At 66.8% G+C, this 15,144-nt stretch carries 16 protein-coding genes; 5 read left to right on the top strand and 11 right to left on the bottom strand.

Annotation, left to right across the window (positions count from 1 at the left end):
- Nucleotides 1–245 precede the first annotated feature (245 nt).
- Both C4B30_RS02795 and C4B30_RS02800 read right to left on the bottom strand, forming a co-directional pair.
- Nucleotides 246–632 (bottom strand): ester cyclase, encoded by a 387-nt coding sequence (locus C4B30_RS02795; RefSeq protein WP_027780884.1) that lies wholly within the window; start codon nt 630–632, stop codon nt 246–248.
- A 29-nt stretch (nt 633–661) separates the two neighbouring features.
- Nucleotides 662–1,558 carry a LysR substrate-binding domain-containing protein gene (locus tag C4B30_RS02800; RefSeq protein ID WP_089501908.1) on the bottom strand — a complete coding sequence of 299 codons (897 nt, stop codon included), beginning with the start codon at nt 1,556–1,558 and terminating at the stop codon, nt 662–664.
- A 498-nt stretch (nt 1,559–2,056) separates the two neighbouring features.
- Here C4B30_RS02800 and C4B30_RS02805 point away from each other — a divergent pair, with 498 nt between their 5' ends.
- From C4B30_RS02805 to C4B30_RS02815, 3 genes are all read left to right on the top strand, one after another.
- Complete coding sequence (locus tag C4B30_RS02805) at nt 2,057–2,914, top strand: peptidoglycan DD-metalloendopeptidase family protein (RefSeq protein ID WP_105131654.1); 858 nt, start codon at nt 2,057–2,059, stop codon at nt 2,912–2,914.
- A gap of 208 nt (nt 2,915–3,122) precedes the next feature.
- Nucleotides 3,123–4,007 carry a class A beta-lactamase gene (gene bla / locus C4B30_RS02810; protein ID WP_105131655.1) on the top strand — a complete coding sequence of 295 codons (885 nt, stop codon included), beginning with the start codon at nt 3,123–3,125 and terminating at the stop codon, nt 4,005–4,007.
- A 120-nt stretch (nt 4,008–4,127) separates the two neighbouring features.
- Nucleotides 4,128–5,000 carry a LysR substrate-binding domain-containing protein gene (locus tag C4B30_RS02815; RefSeq protein ID WP_027780880.1) on the top strand — a complete coding sequence of 291 codons (873 nt, stop codon included), beginning with the start codon at nt 4,128–4,130 and terminating at the stop codon, nt 4,998–5,000.
- Between the two features lie 24 nt (nt 5,001–5,024).
- Here C4B30_RS02815 and C4B30_RS02820 read toward each other — a convergent pair whose 3' ends face one another.
- From C4B30_RS02820 to sapR, 9 genes are all read right to left on the bottom strand, one after another.
- Nucleotides 5,025–5,360: a hypothetical protein gene (locus tag C4B30_RS02820; RefSeq protein ID WP_105131656.1), complete on the bottom strand. Its 336-nt coding sequence runs from the start codon at nt 5,358–5,360 to the stop codon at nt 5,025–5,027.
- 363 nt (nt 5,361–5,723) lie between these two features.
- Nucleotides 5,724–5,978 carry a GlsB/YeaQ/YmgE family stress response membrane protein gene (locus C4B30_RS02825; protein WP_027780878.1) on the bottom strand — a complete coding sequence of 85 codons (255 nt, stop codon included), beginning with the start codon at nt 5,976–5,978 and terminating at the stop codon, nt 5,724–5,726.
- A gap of 126 nt (nt 5,979–6,104) precedes the next feature.
- On the bottom strand, nt 6,105–6,881 hold the full coding sequence (locus C4B30_RS02830) for an ABC transporter ATP-binding protein (protein ID WP_105131657.1): 777 nt from the start codon (nt 6,879–6,881) through the stop codon (nt 6,105–6,107).
- On the bottom strand, nt 6,878–7,792 hold the full coding sequence (locus C4B30_RS02835; protein ID WP_105131658.1) for an ABC transporter ATP-binding protein: 915 nt from the start codon (nt 7,790–7,792) through the stop codon (nt 6,878–6,880). Before C4B30_RS02835 ends, C4B30_RS02830 begins: the two co-directional genes overlap by 4 nt.
- 1 nt (nt 7,793) lies before the next feature.
- Nucleotides 7,794–8,708 (bottom strand): nickel transporter permease, encoded by a 915-nt coding sequence (nikC, locus tag C4B30_RS02840; RefSeq protein WP_105131659.1) that lies wholly within the window; start codon nt 8,706–8,708, stop codon nt 7,794–7,796.
- A gap of 66 nt (nt 8,709–8,774) precedes the next feature.
- Nucleotides 8,775–9,845, bottom strand: coding sequence for an ABC transporter permease (locus tag C4B30_RS02845; RefSeq protein ID WP_105131660.1), 1,071 nt, complete (start codon nt 9,843–9,845; stop codon nt 8,775–8,777).
- Between the two features lie 10 nt (nt 9,846–9,855).
- Entirely contained in the window at nt 9,856–11,457 is a 1,602-nt protein-coding gene (locus C4B30_RS02850) for an ABC transporter substrate-binding protein (protein WP_105131661.1), read from the bottom strand.
- A 61-nt stretch (nt 11,458–11,518) separates the two neighbouring features.
- A complete protein-coding gene (ddpX, locus tag C4B30_RS02855; RefSeq protein ID WP_105131662.1) occupies nt 11,519–12,082 on the bottom strand; it encodes a D-alanyl-D-alanine dipeptidase in 564 nt (187 codons plus the stop codon).
- A gap of 27 nt (nt 12,083–12,109) precedes the next feature.
- Nucleotides 12,110–12,994 carry a sap1 transcriptional regulator SapR gene (gene sapR, locus C4B30_RS02860; protein ID WP_105131663.1) on the bottom strand — a complete coding sequence of 295 codons (885 nt, stop codon included), beginning with the start codon at nt 12,992–12,994 and terminating at the stop codon, nt 12,110–12,112.
- Between the two features lie 257 nt (nt 12,995–13,251).
- On the opposite strand from sapR, the gene C4B30_RS02865 reads away from it, so the two are divergent.
- Together C4B30_RS02865 and C4B30_RS02870 are read left to right on the top strand one after the other, a co-directional pair.
- Nucleotides 13,252–13,500 carry a helix-turn-helix domain-containing protein gene (locus C4B30_RS02865; protein ID WP_089501899.1) on the top strand — a complete coding sequence of 83 codons (249 nt, stop codon included), beginning with the start codon at nt 13,252–13,254 and terminating at the stop codon, nt 13,498–13,500.
- Between the two features lie 3 nt (nt 13,501–13,503).
- The gene (locus C4B30_RS02870; RefSeq protein WP_089501898.1) at nt 13,504–14,838 is read left to right on the top strand and encodes a type II toxin-antitoxin system HipA family toxin; all 1,335 of its coding nucleotides are present in this window, start codon (nt 13,504–13,506) and stop codon (nt 14,836–14,838) included.
- Nucleotides 14,839–15,144 lie beyond the last annotated feature (306 nt).

Here is a 15,144-nt window from a genome sequence, read left to right on the forward strand (position 1 = left end):
CCGAATGGCGGAAGCGGAGGGGGCGGGAGGGAAATCGGAATTACACGAAAATCGCCGGGATTTTTCTTTGTCGATCGAGTGTTCGTCGCGTGACGGCGATCGGCTTTGAAGCGGCGTGCGGGGGCATGGAAAAGAAACGGGTTCTCGATGAGCTATGAGAGAAAACGTTATCCATACGAATTGAAGTGCATCGAGCCGCCACGGCCACCGGCCGCCGCAGGCGCCGCCCTCCGTTTCGACGACGGTTAAAGCTGCTTCTCGATCGCCGCCTTGTCGATCACCGACCACACCTGGCGGATCTTGCCTTCGTGAAACTCGTAGAACACGTTCTCGGCGAACGTGACCTTGCGGCCGTCGACGGCGAGCCCCATGAACGTCCCTTTCGGCGAACACGCAAAGCGCAGGCGGCACGCGACGTGCGGCGGCTCGCACGCGAGCAGCCGGATCTCGAAACGGAGATCGGGAATGTCGCGGAAGTCCTGTTCCAGCATCGCGCGGTAACCGGCGAGGCCGAGCGGCCGGTCGTTGTGGATCACGTCGTCGGACACGTATTCGCCGAGCGCCGTCCAGTCCTGCCGGTTCAGGCAGTCGATATACGCGCGATAGCGGGTTGCGAGATCGGTATCGGTCATGGCCATGTCTCCGAGTCGAGGGCGACGCGTTACCGCGGCGGTGCGTTGCCCGACAAAAACGCGACGAACTCGCGCGTGTACTTCGGCAGCGCGTCGAACGACCGCGCGCAGAGCGTCAATTTCCGATGACCCCACGGATCGGACAGTTCGACGAGCCGCACGTCCATCGTCTGCATCGCGCGCTCGGCCGCATGCCGCGACACGATGCCGATGCCCACGCCGCTCGCGATCACGCGGCAGATCGCGTCGAAGCTCTTCAATTGCACGCGATAGCGGATCCGTTTGCCGAGCGCCCGCGCCTGATCGGCGAGATGCACTTGCAGCGCGCTGCCGTCGGTGAGGCCGATGAAGTCTTCGCCGGCGATGTCGTCGAACGCGACCTTGTCGCGCGACGCGAGCGGGTGCGCGGCCGGCACGACGACGATCAGCCAGTCTTCGCGGAACGGCTTCTGTTCGAGGCCGCCGAGCCCGACCGAATCGGCGACGATGCCGACCTCGGCCGTCTTGTTGCGGATCGCATGCACGATCTCCTGGCTCGAGCGTTCCTCGACGCTGATCGACAGCTTGGGGTGGCGGGGCAGGTAATCGGCCAGTGCGTCCGGCAGGTATTCGCTCAGCGACGCGGTGTTGCACAGCAGCCGGATATGGCCGCGCAGCCCCTGGCCGTATTGCTGAAGCTCGCCGCGCATGTGATCGATCTGCTGCAGCACGGTGCGGGCGTGATGTTCGAGCGCGCGGCCCGCATCGGTCGCCTGCGCGCCCGACTTGGTCCGGTGCAGCAGCGGCACGCCGAGTTCGTCCTCCATCCCGCGAATGCGCTCGCTTGCCGCCTGCAGCGTGATGTGCGTGCGTTCGGCGCCGCTCGTGATCGTGCCGGCTTCGCAGATGTTCAGGAAGAGCCGCAGGTCGGTCAGGTCGAAGCGCATGGTGGGCGAAGCGAGGGTGAGAATGGCCGATAAGTTAGCAGGAACCGGCGCGCCGGTCTCAGGGCAAGCCTGAGACCCGGTTCGCCGCTTCCGCATTTTCGGGGTGCGATCGGTGGCCGATGATGGACGCACATCAATCGGGGAGCCTGTCATGCAGATCGATTCGTCCTGGGGCGTGTCGTTCAAGATCGCGTTGCATCTGCTGTTCCTGTGCATCGGCATCGCATGGGCCGGTGCCGAATTCGTCGCATGGTTGCGGTGAATGTTGCGTCTCGAGCCTATTGAAACATCGCGACCATAGTTTTTTGCGACGAAAATTCTTCCGTTTTTCTGCGGAAAGACCATCAAGTTTTTCCGGATCGGACCGTATTACCGGTAGCGAATGCCGGCCGGCATCCGGTCCGTGATCGTTTGTCATCATTGTTTGCATCCGGTTACACGTCGGCCGTTCCGTTTTTGAGATGCTTGAAAGATTGTCAAACCGGAGTCGGATCGTCCATGAAAACGCGCGAGATTCACCGCAAGGCGGCGTGGCTGTCGGGCCTGGCCGCCGTGCTCGTCATGGCCGGTTGTGCAAGTACGCAGTCCGTTCCGCCGAGCGACACGCTGGCGGGGCAGCCTTCCGATTCGAGCCCGCCTGCCGCACCGCCGGCCGCCACGATGCCGCCCGCCCCGATTCTCGTCGCGCAAAAGTACGTCGTGAAACGCGGCGACACGCTGACGGGCATCGCATCCGCGAACGATTGCAGCGTGGTCGACTTGCGCACCTGGAACAAGCTGACCGCCAACGGCCGGCTGCGCATGGGGCAGGTGCTGCGCATCGTCAAGCAGCAGCCGCTGCCGCCGGCGGGCACGACGGGCACGCAGGCCGTCGCGAGCAATGGCGCGGGGAGTAATCCGGCAACCGCGCAGGCCAGTTCGCAAGCCGCCGCATCGACCGCGAGCGATCGTCAGGTCGTCAAGGAAACCAGGCGTCATGCGGGCGGCGTCGCGCTCAAGTGGCCGGCAACCGGCAAGATCGTCGACGGGTTCCGGCCCGGGCAGAACCGCGGCATCCAGATCGCCGGCCGACCGGGCGACACGGTTCGCGCCGCGGCCGACGGCCGCGTGATGTACGCGGGCACCGGCCTGAACGATTACGGCAGCCTGATCATCGTCCAGCACAACGCGGATTTCCTGACTGCCTATGCGCACAACCGCAAGTTGCTCGTGAAGACCGGCGACATCGTGCATCAGGGCGATGCGATCGCCGAGATGGGCGACCTCGACAACTCGCGCGTCGCGCTGCTGTTCGAAGTGCGACGCGACGGCAAGCCGGTGAATCCGATGCCGTATCTGCCTTCGTCGCAAGGATGAAGCGCGGCCGTTTCGCTGGAACGCGACGGCGGTCGCTGCTACGCTAGGTGTTCATGCGAATCCCGCCTTCGCGCGGGGCCGACGGGCGTCTTTCGGGGATGCGCGGCGAATGCCGTCGCGGGCCGGCCGTCGGCGTGAACGGTCGCGCGTCGCCGATGCGCGGCCGCGTTGCTTCGAGCCACCGTTTCCGACAGAACAGATCTCATTCATGGAACATTCTCCGACACGCCGCTCGCTGTTGCTCGCCGCCGTTGCCGCGCCGTTCGTTGCCGCGTGCACCTCCGCGCCGGTCGCCGACCAGGGGCGCGCCCATACCGCACAAGCCGAACTCGCCGCGCTCGAAAAAGCCTCGAACGGGCGGCTCGGCGTCGCCGCGCTCGATACGTCGAACGGCGTGCGTATCGCGCACCATGCGCGCGAGCGCTTTCCCCTGTGCGGCACGTATGCGGTCATGGCGGCCGCCGCGATGCTCGCGCGCGGCTCGCTCGACGCATCGCTGCTGCCGCGCCGCATCCTGTACCGCCGCTATGAAATCGTGTCCGGCTCGCCGATTACGGAAAGCCACGTCGACACCGGCATGACGATCGCGCAGCTGTGCACGGCGATGCTGCAGTCGGGCGACAAGGGCGCGGGCAACCTGCTGATGGGCGTGCTCGGCGGCCCGCAGGCCGTCACGGCGTTCGCGCGCGAGAGCGGCGACACCACCTTCCGCCTCGATCACTGGGAACCCGAACTGAACAAGGCCGCGCCCGGCGACGAGCGCGACACGTCGACGCCGGTCGCGATGGTCGACACGCTGCAGCGCCTGCTGCTCGGCGAGGTGCTGCACGAGCCGCAACGCGCGCAACTGACGGAATGGATGGTGGGCGGCGCACGCGGGGCGACCGGCATCGCGGCGGGCGTGCCGCCCGGCTGGCGCGTGGCCGACAAGGCCGGCACCGGCGGTTTCGGTACGACGACGGATATCGCGGTGCTGTGGCCGCCGTCGCGCGCGCCGATCGTGATGGCCGTGTCGTTCACGCAGCCGGACGCCGCTGCCGCGGCGCGCGCGGATGTCGTCACGGCGGCGGCGCGCATCGCGGCGGGCGCCTGACCGCGACGGCCTGAGCATCCAGCGTCTCGCGCAAAGCCGGCGTTTGGCTTATCGTGTCGGTCAGCGCGCGCCGGTGTCGGCGCGCGGCCCTTCCGCGCCGTTTCCTGTTTCCCGTTCACCATGCGCCGACTTCCGCCCCTGCACGCGCTGCAGATCTTCTCGACGGTGGCTCGCCACCGCAGCTTCACGCGCGCGGCCGAGCAGCTGTGCATTACGCAAGGCGCGGTGAGCCGGCAGATCCAGACGCTCGAGGCGCATTACGGTTTTCCGTTGTTCAAACGGCATGCGAAGGGCCTCACGCTGACGGCCGAGGGCGAACAGTTGTTGCCGGTGGTCGAGGAGAGCTTCGCGCGGATCGAGGACATCTCGATGAAGCTCACGCGGCAGCGCACCGATCTCGCGCTGAAGGTGCCGACCTGCGTGATTCGCTGGATGCTGCCGCGCATCATGCGCTTTCAGGGCGAACATCCCGATCTCCACGTGCAGATCACGACCGCGTGGCAGCACGTCGTCGATTTTTCGAGCGAGCCGTTCGATGCGGCAATCGTCTACGGGACGTCGCCGGGCCCGGGCGTCGTCGCGCTGCCGCTGTTCGACGAGCGGCTGACACCCGTTTGCGCGCCCGAGTTGCGGCAGGCGTCGCCGCTCGGCGCGGTCGGCGATCTCGCGCGCCATACGCTGCTGCATCCGACGCGCGACCACCGCGACTGGCGCGCATGGCTCGACCATGCGGGCGAGCGCGGTGTCGATCCCGCGCGCGGGCCGACGTTCGACACGCTCGATCTCGCGACGAACGCGGCGATGCAGGGCTTCGGCGTCGCGATCGGCGACGTGACGCTCGTCGACGACGACGTCAGCGCGCGCCGGCTCGAACGGCCGTTCGACGTCGTGCTCGAAACGGGCGCACGCTACTTCTTCGTCTACCCCGAGAACCTCGGCAGCCAGCAGAAGATTCGCGCGTTCAGCGACTGGATCGCGCGCCATCGCGACTGACGCGCGACGGTTCCGCAGCGGCTTCTACTGATAGGTCACGACGGCGATCATCGGCGCGCGCGCGTTGCCCGGGCGGCCAGGTAAAACGATTGCGCGCGAGGCCTGCGTAAAGGTCGTGGTCCTGATCGTGCGCAGGCTGGCCGCGTCGACGAACGCGACTTGTCCGCTCGCAGGGCGCGGGCAGTCGGGGCGCACGTACGCATGCGCGGCGTCGGCCGTATCGAGCGCGAATGCGCACGGCGGCTCGACGATCATGCCGGTGAAGTGGATGATGCCGGACGCGCCGGCGGCAAAAGACGAGGACGAGGCCAGAAGCGAGGCAGCCAGGGCAAACGAGGCGGCAAATAGACGATGCTTCATGACAGGCTCCAGAGAGGAAGCGCGTCGCAGCGAGGCCGCTCGAATGGCAGTCCGTCAACGCTGCGGTGCTGTATGCGTAAACGGCAACTTCATCGAACCTCTTGAGTGGGAAACCGGAAATAGCGGCGATGAGCAAACGACGCCGGGTTCCTTCAATCAATTTATCTCAAATTTGTGCGCCCGCAAGTCAGGGTATTGCCGATGACGTAAGCTCCAGGGAAGCGCGCCGGTGGACGCACGATTCGCCGGTGAATCGTTGAGTGCTCAACGAATCGACGATCCCGGGAACGACGATGCGCGAAAAGCAAAACGGCCGCTCGTGTGCGACGAGCGGCCGTTTCGACCTGGAGCGGTGGGCGGTATTCAGCCCGTGCGCTTGCGGATCGCACCCACGACGACGAGCAGGATGATCGCACCGATGATCGACGCGATCCAGCCCGCACCCTGGCCCGGTGCATACCAGCCGGCCGCACGGCCGACGTAGCCGGCGACCAGCGAGCCGACGACGCCGAGCACGATGGTCATCAGGATGCCCATCTTGTCGTCGCCCGGCTTGAACGCGCGGGCGAGGAGGCCGACGATGAGCCCGACGACCAGGGTTTCGATGAATTGCAGCATGAACGCCTCCCTATTGCTGTGCTGTTGACGAAAGGAAGTTGACCCGTGCGGTGCACAAGGGTTCCATGCGGCGGCAAGCCGGCGCACGGCGTGCGAAGTATCGCATGCGTGCGCGTCCGGCGGATGTCACGTGGCAGGCGCGTCGGCCACCGGATCGAGACGGCGGTAGCCTTCGGTCGCATTCAGCAGCGTGCGCGTGTAGTCGCGTGCGACCTGCCCGGCCCGCACGTCCTCGATCCGCAGCTGCTCGACGATCTCCCCATGCTGCATCACCGCGACGCGCTGGCACAGGAAGCCGATCACCGCGAGGTTGTGGCTGACGAGGATCATCGTCAGGTTGCGTTCGCGATGCAGGCGGCGCAACAGGTTCAGGATCTCGGCCTGTACCGACACGTCGAGCGCGGACGTCGGCTCGTCGAGCAGCAGCACGCGCGGCTCGACGATCAGCGCACGCGCGATCGCCACGCGCTGCCGCTGGCCGCCCGACAACTGGTGCGGATAGCGGAAGCGGAACGTGGGGCCGAGGCCGACCTCGGACAGCGCGCGGGCGATCCGCGCATCGGCGTCGCCGATCGCATGGATCGACAGCGGCTCGCGCAGCGTCTGGTCGACGGTGAAGCGCGGATGCAGCGACGCGTACGGATCCTGGAACACCATCTGCACGTGGCGGCGGAACGCGCGATCGGGCGCGTCGCCCACCGGCCGGCCGTCGATCGACAGGCTGCCGGCCGCGAGCGGCACGAGGCCCGTCAGCGCACGCAGCAGCGTCGACTTGCCGGAGCCCGATTCGCCGACGAGCCCGAACACCTCGCCGTCGCGTACCGCGAAGCTCGCGTCGCGCACGGCGTCGACGTGACCCGTGCGGGTCGGGAAACGGATCGATGCGTGATCGACGTCGATCATCGTGCGGCCTCCTGTCGATCGGCGCGTGCGGCGGCCGGCGATGCGGGATCGAGCCATGCCGGGTCGCGCCGCAGCACGGGCAGTTCGTCGGGCGGGTTCGCCAGCGGCGGGTTCGCGGCGAGCAGCCCGCGCGTATAGGGATGCGAGGCGTCGCGCAGGTCGCGCGCGGCGCAGGTTTCGACCACGCGGCCGGCATACATCACCGCGACGCGGTCGCAGAACGACATCACGAGCGGCAGGTCGTGGCTGATGAACATCAGGCCCGTGCCATGCCGCGCGATCATCGCGTCGAGCACCGCGAGCACCTGCATCGACACCGCGACGTCGAGCGCGGAGGTCGGCTCGTCGGCGATCAAGAGGCGCGGGCCGGTCGACACCATCATCGCGATCATCACGCGCTGGCCCATGCCGCCCGACAGCTCGTGCGGATACGCATCGGCGACGCGCGCCGGGTCGCGGATCTGCACGGCCTCGAGCGCTTCGACGATCCGCTCGCGCAGCGCGCGGCCGCGCAGGCCCGGCTCGTGCAGCCGGAACGCTTCGCCCATCTGCTTCGCGACCGTCATCACCGGGTTCAGCGAATATTTCGGGTCCTGCAGGATCATGCCCATCTGGCTGCCGCACAGCCGCCGGCGCTCGCGCGGCGACATCGCGCGCAAGTCGTGGCCCGCGAAGCGCATCGTACGCGCCGACCAGCGCGCGGCATCGGGCAGCAGGCCGAGCAGCGCGCGGCCGGTCAGCGACTTGCCGGAGCCCGATTCGCCGACGATGCCGAGCCGCTCGCCTGGCGCGAGCGTCAGCGACAGGTCGCGCACGGCGTCGGTGACGCTGCCGTCGTGCCCGCGGAAACCGATCTTCAGCCCGTCGATCTCGCAGAGCGGTGCCGGCGCGGCGGTGGAATTCATCGACATGTCATGCTCCATGGCGGGGATCGAAGACGTCGCGCAGCCCGTCGCCGAGCAGATTGAACGCGAGGCTCACGAGCAGGATCGCGATGCCGGGCAGCGTCGCGACCCACCATGCGTCGAGCAGCACGTTGCGGCCCGACGCGACCATGAAACCCCATTCGGGGCTCGGCGGCTGCGCGCCGAGGCCGAGAAAGCCGAGGCCCGCGACGGTCAGGATGATGCCGGCCATGTCGAGCGTCGCGCGCACGATCACCGAGGACATGCACAGCGGCATGATGTAGCGCAGCAGGATGCGCGGGCCCGACGCGCCTTGCAGCCGCGCGGCATGGATGTAGTCGGCCTGTGCGATGCGGATCGTCTCCGCACGCGCGAGCCGCGCATACGCGGGCCACGCGGTAATCGAGATCGCGACGACCGCGTTGATCACGCCGGGGCCGAGCGCAGCCGCGAATGCGAGCGCGAGCACGATCTTCGGGAACGCGAGCGCGATGTCGGTGATGCGCATCAGCACGCTGTCGACGAAGCCGCCGCAATAGCCGGCGGTCGTGCCGATCAGCAGGCCGATCGGCACGACGATCACGACGACGAGCAGCGCGATGCCGAGCGTCAGGCGCGACCCGTCGATCAGCCGCGAAAGGATGTCGCGGCCGAGCTGGTCGGTGCCGAACCAGTGCGACGGCGAGCCCGGCGGCAGCAGCCGGTCGCCCAGCACCTGGCGCAGCGGATCGTGCGGCATGATCAGCGGGCCGACGAGCGCGACCGCGATCAGCGCGACCAGGATCGCGAGCCCGAACAGGTTGAGCGGATTCGTGGCGAACCGGCGCCAGCGACGGTACGCGAGGCCGAGCGCGGCCTGCGAGCGCGATGCCGGTGCGTCGGACAACAGCCACGCGCGCGGGGACAGACGCTCGGCGCTCATGATCGGACGACCTTCGGCATGGACGATGAAAGAAGCAGGATGGAAGCGGTCATGTCGGGGCGGCCCTCAGCGCGCACGCGGATCGAACACGCGGTACAGCGCGTCGGTCAGCAGGTTGACGGTGATGAACATCGCGCCGATCACGAGCGTCGCGCCGAGCACCGCGCTCATGTCGGCGTTCAGCAGCGCGCCGGTCAGGTACGAGCCGAGCCCCGGCCATGCGAACACGATCTCGGTCAGCACCGAGCCTTCGAGCAGGTTGCTGTACGTGAGCGCGATCACGGTGAGCAGCGGCACCGCGATGTTGCCGAACGCGTGCCGCCAGATCACGCGACGCTCGGACAAGCCCTTCGCACGCGCGGTGACGATGTATTCCTGGCTCAGCTGGTCGAGCATGAACGAGCGCGTCATGCGGCTGAGATACGCGACCGAGTAGTAGCCGAGGATCGCGGCCGGTAGTGCGATGTGCGACACCGCGTTGCGAAATACGTCCCACTCGCCCGCGAGCGCCGCATCGATCAGCAGGCTTCCGGTGCGCGGGTCGACCATCCCGTCGTAGACGGGATCGAGCCGGCCGGGGCCGCCGACCCAGTGCAGCCGCGCATAGAACAGCAGCAGCCCCATCAGTCCGAGCCAGAATACCGGCACCGAATTGCCGATCAGCCCGACGAAGCGCGCGATGTGATCGATCGGCCGGTTGTGCTTCACGGCAGCCGCGACGCCGAGCGGCACGCCGATCGCGATGCCGATCAGCGTCGCGATCGTCGCCAGTTCGAGCGTGGCCGGGAACACGCGCTTGATGTCGTCGAGCACCGGGTTCGCGGTCAGCAGCGACACGCCGAGGTTGCCGTGCAGGACGTCGCGCGCATAGATCAGGAATTGCGTGACGAGCGGCTTGTCGAGCCCCAGCGCGATGCGCTCGGCCGCATATGCGGCGGCCGATGCGCGATCGCCGAGGATCGCGAGCACGGGATCGATCGGCACCTTGCGGCCGATCACGAACGTCAGCGCGAGCAGCCCCGCGAACGTGACGGCGAGCGTGAGCGCCCAGCGCAGCACGCGCAGTGCCCAGCGCACGGCCGGGCGCCGCGCGGGCAGCGTGCGCAGTGCTTCGAGGGAGGAGGCGGGAGTCGACATGCGGCGAATCTTATTGCTTCTTCAGGTTGCGGTACGACACCAGATCGTTGATCGGCCCGACCTCGAGCCCGCTGACCCCGGGCCGCGTCGCGACCTGCGCGACTTTCTCGAACATGATCACGAACGGCGAGCGCGCGAGCACTTCCTTCTGCATCGCCTGATACAGCTGCGCGCGTTTCGCGGCGGCGGGCTCGGCGAGCGCGGTGTCGGTTTGCTTCGTGAGCTGCGGGATGTCCCAGCTGTTGCGCCAGGCCAGCATTTTATAGCTCGACTTGTCGGAATTGTCCGGATTCCACGCGAAACCCTGCGCGTTGCTGTGCGGATCGATGTAGTCGGCCGACCATTCGCCGATGTAGATGTCGTGCTGGCGCGCGCGGTATTTCGCGAGCGTCTGCTTGTTGTCGCCGGGGATCAGCTGCACCTTGATGCCCGCCTGCGCGAAGTTCGCCTGCACGGCCTGCGCGATCTCCGTGTACGGATAGTCGTTGCGCACGTCCATCGTCACGGAGAAGCCGTTGGGCACGCCGGCCTTCGCGAGCAGCGCCTTCGCCTTCGCGACGTCGAGCTTGTACGGGTTCGCGTTCAGCGTGCCGAGGAAACCTTCGGGCAGGAAGGTCTGATGCACCTTGTAGGTCGTCTTCACGACGTTGCTCTGGATGCCCGCATAGTCGACGAGCCATTTCAGCGCTTCCTGCACGTCGGGTTTCGCGAGCGTCGGGTTCTTCGTGTTCAGGCCGAGATACAGCAGCGTCGCCTGCGGCGATGCCGCCACCTTCGCCTTGCCGGACTTCACGACCGACGCCAGATCGTCGGGGCTCAGGTCGCGTGCCACGTCGACGTCGCCGTTTTCCAGCAGCAGGCGCTGGCTCGCGGCTTCGGGCACGTGACGCAGCACGATGCGCTTCATCGCGAGCGGCAGCCGGTAGCCGTCGAAGCGTTGCAGCACGAGGCTGTCGCCGGCCGTCCACTTGACCAGCTTGTATGCGCCGGAGCCGGCTTCGTTGGTCTTCAGCCAGCCGTTGCCGAAGTCGTTGCCCTGCTGGTGCGACAGCAGCAGTTTCTTGTCGAGCACCGATGCGGGCCACGAGCCGAGCACGTTCAGCACGAAGGTCGGCGCGTACTTGCGGTCGGTCGTGATCGACACCGTCGCGTCGTCGAGCTTCTTCACGTTCGCGGCGACGTTCGCCTTGGTGAGGCCGATGCCGGTCAGCACGGCGGCCGGCCCCTTGTCGAGCAGCACCGCGCGCTGGATCGACCACGCGACGTCGTCGGCCGTCAGCGGGTTGCCCGAGTGGAACTTGAGGCCGGTGCGCAGCTTGAACGTATAGGTCAGCCCGTCGGCGCTCACCGTCCACGACTGCGCGACGTCGCCGTTGAATTTCGACGGATCGCGCAGGTCGACGCGCACGAGCCGGTCGTACGTGTTGGCGACGTATTCCTCCGGCACCAGCTCGTAGATCTCGCCTGGATCGAGCGTCGTGAATTCGTCGAGCAGCGTGGCCATCACGAACAGGTCCTTCGGCGTTTCCGCACGGGCGGCGGACAGCGGAACGGCGGCGAGAATGGACGCGGCGGCGAGCGCCGCGACGAGCCGGGATGTCGGGAATTTCATGTGCGCTCCATCGGTCGTTGAAGTCGTTGAACGTGAACGGAAAAGAGGGCATGCATCGGCGTTACATCAGGCGCCACGGGCCGCTCGCCGCGTTGTCGATCTGCGGCAACGCGCGAGAGCCGGGCAGCTCGTAGTGCCACCATTCGCTGTCGATGTGCGCGAAGCCGGCCGCGTGCATCACGCCGAGCAGCAGCAGACGATTGCGTTGCACTTGCTCGGGCAGCCCCGCGTGAAAGTGGCCCGATGCGGCGACCATCTCGTCGAAGCCGGTGCCCATGTCGAGCGGCTCGCCGTTCGTGCCGACGAGCGTCAGGTCGAGCGCGGTGCCGCGGCTGTGATTCGAGCCGCGGCCGAGATCGGCGACGAAGTTCGGATCGGGCAGGAAATCCCATAGCACCTGCTGCGCTTGCGGCGGCCGGTAGGCGTCGTAGATGCGCAGCGTGAAGCCGGCCTGCGCGGCGACGTCGACCGCGCGGCGCAATGCGGCTTCGGCCGGCGCCAGCAACAGGCAGTGCGCACGGCGGTAGATCGGCTTGCCGGTCAGGTTGCGCTCGGTCGCATAGACCAGATCGATGTCGACGCGATGCGTGGCGGGCGTGATTTCGACGAGGCGGTGATCGTTCATCGGCGGTTCAGTTGGGTTCAGGCTCGCTCAGGATTCGAATTGGTCGAACGTGTGCTGCAGTTCGCGGTTGCGCGCGACGCGCCGGTCGATCGCGGGGCCGAGGCGATCGACCACGGCCGTGATCAGCAGGTTGAACAGGCAGGTGAGCGGCGCGAGCGAATCCCAGAACTGGCCGACGTCGGTCTTCACCTGGAGCAGGTCGGCCGGCCATTCGCGCGCCCACGGGCACGACAGATCGGTGACCAGCGCGAACGGCTGGCCGCGCTTGGCGGCCGCCTGGCAATAGCGGCGCGCGCTGCGCGAATACGCGCGCGTATCGGTGACGACGCAGTACGGCCGTTCGAATTCGGAGTTCAGCGAATCGACGTACGAGCCCGACTGGCCGTCGGAGTAGAACACGCGCGGGCGCAGGTATTCGAGGTAGCTGCTGAATGCGTTGCTGATGCCGCGCGTCGACTGGATGCCGAGGATGAACACCGCGTCGGCATGCGCGATCCGGTCGGCGACCTGCGCGAACACCGGGCCTTCGGCCAGGCGGTACACGTGGCGGATCGCGTCGAGTTCGCGCTCGAGCGACGATGCGAGGGCGCCGTCACTGCCGTTGCCGCGGTTGCGATCGGCCGGTTGCGTGCCGGCGATGCGGCGGTATTCGTCGAGCCGGTCGGTGATCATCCACGGGCGATCGCCGCCGCCGCGCAGTTCTCGCTTCAGGTCGTCGAGATTGCGATAACCGACGCTGCGCAGGAAGCGGCCGACCGAGATGCCGCTCGTGCCGGCCTGCTGCGCGATCTGGTCGGCCGTCTCGAGCCCGAGCCGGTCGAGGTTCGCGAGCATGTAGCTCGCGATGCGCTTGGCGGTCGGCGTCAATTCGGCATAGCGGGATTCGACGGTACGGGCGAACGCGCAGGTCATCAGTTGTTAGATCATTGTCGGCGGTTGATCGAATGTCATCCATCTAACAAAGCCAAAATCATTCGCGCCAGCGGATAAAAACTATGGCGTGAGGGCGGGCGATAGGGTCGAAAACCCTCTCGAGAAGCTGGGGCCGGCATACAAGGGTTCGCTTTTTATGTCTGTCAGACATATTTTACGTTTATGCGTATGAGAAATAATTTGCGTTTATGCCTGTCAGGAATATACTGAGTTTATTGCCTACAGGAATACGCGCCGTGAATTTCATCGTCAATACGCCCGCGCAACTGGGCGAAATCCTGTCTTCGGCGCGTCAGGCCAACGGCCTGACGCAAGCCGAAGCGGCAGTGCGAATCGGCGTGGGCCAGTCGCGGCTGTCGCTGCTCGAAACCACGCGTACCGAAAGCCTGTCGCTCAGGCAGTTGCTCGAGCTGACCGCGCTGTACGGTCTCGAACTCAGCATCCGCACCAAGGGCGAGCCCGACGCAGCCGCCGCCGAGTGGTAAGCGATGGGACGCAAATCGCACACTCGCGCGCTGTCGATCTGGACGAACGGCCAGAGGGTCGGCACATGGCGGATTCCCGTGCGCGGCGACATGGAACTGCTGTACGACGCCGGCTGGAAGCAGTCGGCCGTCGGTCGCCCGCTGTCGTTGTCGCTGCCGTTCGGTGTCGGCGACGCTCCGTTGCGCGGCGAACGCGTCAATCATTACTTCGACAACCTGCTTCCGGACAGCGACGCCATTCGGCGCCGATTGGCCGCCAGGTTCGGCACGGCGACGACCGAGCCGTTCGATCTGCTTGCCGCGCTCGGTCGCGATTGCGTCGGGGCGGTGCAATTGCTCGGCGAAGACGATGCGCCAACCGGCCTGGATCGCATCGACGGTACGACGCTGTCGGACGAGGACGTCGCACGCGTGCTCGATCAGGCGAGCGGTGTGGCGACGGGGGCCGAGGACGACGACGATTTCCGGCTGTCGCTGGCCGGTGCGCAGGAAAAGACCGCGCTGCTGTTTCACGACGGGCGCTGGATGCGCCCGCACGGTGCCACGCCCACGACGCATATTCTCAAGTTGCCGCTCGGGCTGGTCGGCAACAAGCGGGCCGATCTCACGGCCTCCGTCGAGAACGAGTGGCTGTGTCTCGCGATCCTGCGAGCGTTCGGCCTGCCGGCGGCGGGTGCGGAAATCGTGCGTTTCGGCGCGCACAAGGTGCTGTCGGTCGAACGGTTCGATCGTGTGTTGCATCGTGACGGCGGGTGGCTGTTGCGCTTGCCGCAGGAAGATTTCTGCCAGGCGCTCGGCGTGCCGCCTCACCTGAAGTACGAGTCGCAGGGCGGCCCCGGCGTGCCCGATCTGGCCGGCCTGCTGCGCCGTTCGGAGACGGCGCGGGAGGATCTCGACACACTGTTCGCCGCCCTGATCGTGTTCTGGATGCTCGCCGCACCGGACGGGCATGCGAAGAACTTCAGCCTGCGCCTGCTGCCGGGCGGCCGTTTCCGCCTCACGCCGCTCTATGACGTGATGTCGATCTGGCCGGTCGAAGGCGATGGCGCGAACCAGTGGTCGTGGCACAAGGCGAAGCTCGCGATGGCCGTGCACGGCAAGCGCAAGCACTATGCGATGCGCGATATCACGCGACGGCACTTTAGCGCGATGGCCGAATATTGCCTGCTCGGCGATATCGCGACACCGATCGTCGAACGGCTCATCGCCACGACGCCGCACGTGATCGAGTCGGTCGGCGCTGCGCTGCCGCCCGGTTTTCCGGCAAGGGTCGCGGAGCGCATTCTGGGCGGATTGCGGTTCGCCGCGCAGCGGCTCGCCGACATGCCGCGGGAGTAAGCCGCGGCCCGGCGCGGCCCGGTCAGCCGGTGTCGACATATCGGCGTTCGCCCCGTTTTCCGTTTTTCACGATCGGTTATCCGAATCGACTGCATCGCATTGCATCGGTGATTGCACGTTGCGCGCGTCAATCGTCTCCTGTCGCCATGCGTGACATCACGACCTGACGCGGTCGTATTTCCTCATTCACCGTACCTGACCGATTCGCCGACATCCGTCGCCGTCCGGCATCCCTCCGCGCCGAAATAATTACAAAATTAAAGCCGATCAGATTAAATCATTAATTCAGACTAATAATTCATTTAA

Source organism: Burkholderia sp. BE12, assembly GCF_002959955.1.
Taxonomy (GTDB): Bacteria; Pseudomonadota; Gammaproteobacteria; order Burkholderiales; family Burkholderiaceae; genus Burkholderia.

What these genes read in the sequence shown, in the direction of transcription:
- C4B30_RS02795 (WP_027780884.1), bottom strand. Translation starts at nt 632, where the DNA reads ATGACCGATACCGATCTCGCAACCCGCTATCGCGCGTATATCGACTGC.
- C4B30_RS02800 (WP_089501908.1), bottom strand. Translation starts at nt 1,558, where the DNA reads ATGCGCTTCGACCTGACCGACCTGCGGCTCTTCCTGAACATCTGCGAA.
- C4B30_RS02805 (WP_105131654.1), top strand. Translation starts at nt 2,057, where the DNA reads ATGAAAACGCGCGAGATTCACCGCAAGGCGGCGTGGCTGTCGGGCCTG.
- bla (WP_105131655.1), top strand. Translation starts at nt 3,123, where the DNA reads ATGGAACATTCTCCGACACGCCGCTCGCTGTTGCTCGCCGCCGTTGCC.
- C4B30_RS02815 (WP_027780880.1), top strand. Translation starts at nt 4,128, where the DNA reads ATGCGCCGACTTCCGCCCCTGCACGCGCTGCAGATCTTCTCGACGGTG.
- C4B30_RS02820 (WP_105131656.1), bottom strand. Translation starts at nt 5,360, where the DNA reads ATGAAGCATCGTCTATTTGCCGCCTCGTTTGCCCTGGCTGCCTCGCTT.
- C4B30_RS02825 (WP_027780878.1), bottom strand. Translation starts at nt 5,978, where the DNA reads ATGCTGCAATTCATCGAAACCCTGGTCGTCGGGCTCATCGTCGGCCTC.
- C4B30_RS02830 (WP_105131657.1), bottom strand. Translation starts at nt 6,881, where the DNA reads ATGATCGACGTCGATCACGCATCGATCCGTTTCCCGACCCGCACGGGT.
- C4B30_RS02835 (WP_105131658.1), bottom strand. Translation starts at nt 7,792, where the DNA reads ATGTCGATGAATTCCACCGCCGCGCCGGCACCGCTCTGCGAGATCGAC.
- nikC (WP_105131659.1), bottom strand. Translation starts at nt 8,708, where the DNA reads ATGAGCGCCGAGCGTCTGTCCCCGCGCGCGTGGCTGTTGTCCGACGCA.
- C4B30_RS02845 (WP_105131660.1), bottom strand. Translation starts at nt 9,845, where the DNA reads ATGTCGACTCCCGCCTCCTCCCTCGAAGCACTGCGCACGCTGCCCGCG.
- C4B30_RS02850 (WP_105131661.1), bottom strand. Translation starts at nt 11,457, where the DNA reads ATGAAATTCCCGACATCCCGGCTCGTCGCGGCGCTCGCCGCCGCGTCC.
- ddpX (WP_105131662.1), bottom strand. Translation starts at nt 12,082, where the DNA reads ATGAACGATCACCGCCTCGTCGAAATCACGCCCGCCACGCATCGCGTC.
- sapR (WP_105131663.1), bottom strand. Translation starts at nt 12,994, where the DNA reads ATGACCTGCGCGTTCGCCCGTACCGTCGAATCCCGCTATGCCGAATTG.
- C4B30_RS02870 (WP_089501898.1), top strand. Translation starts at nt 13,504, where the DNA reads ATGGGACGCAAATCGCACACTCGCGCGCTGTCGATCTGGACGAACGGC.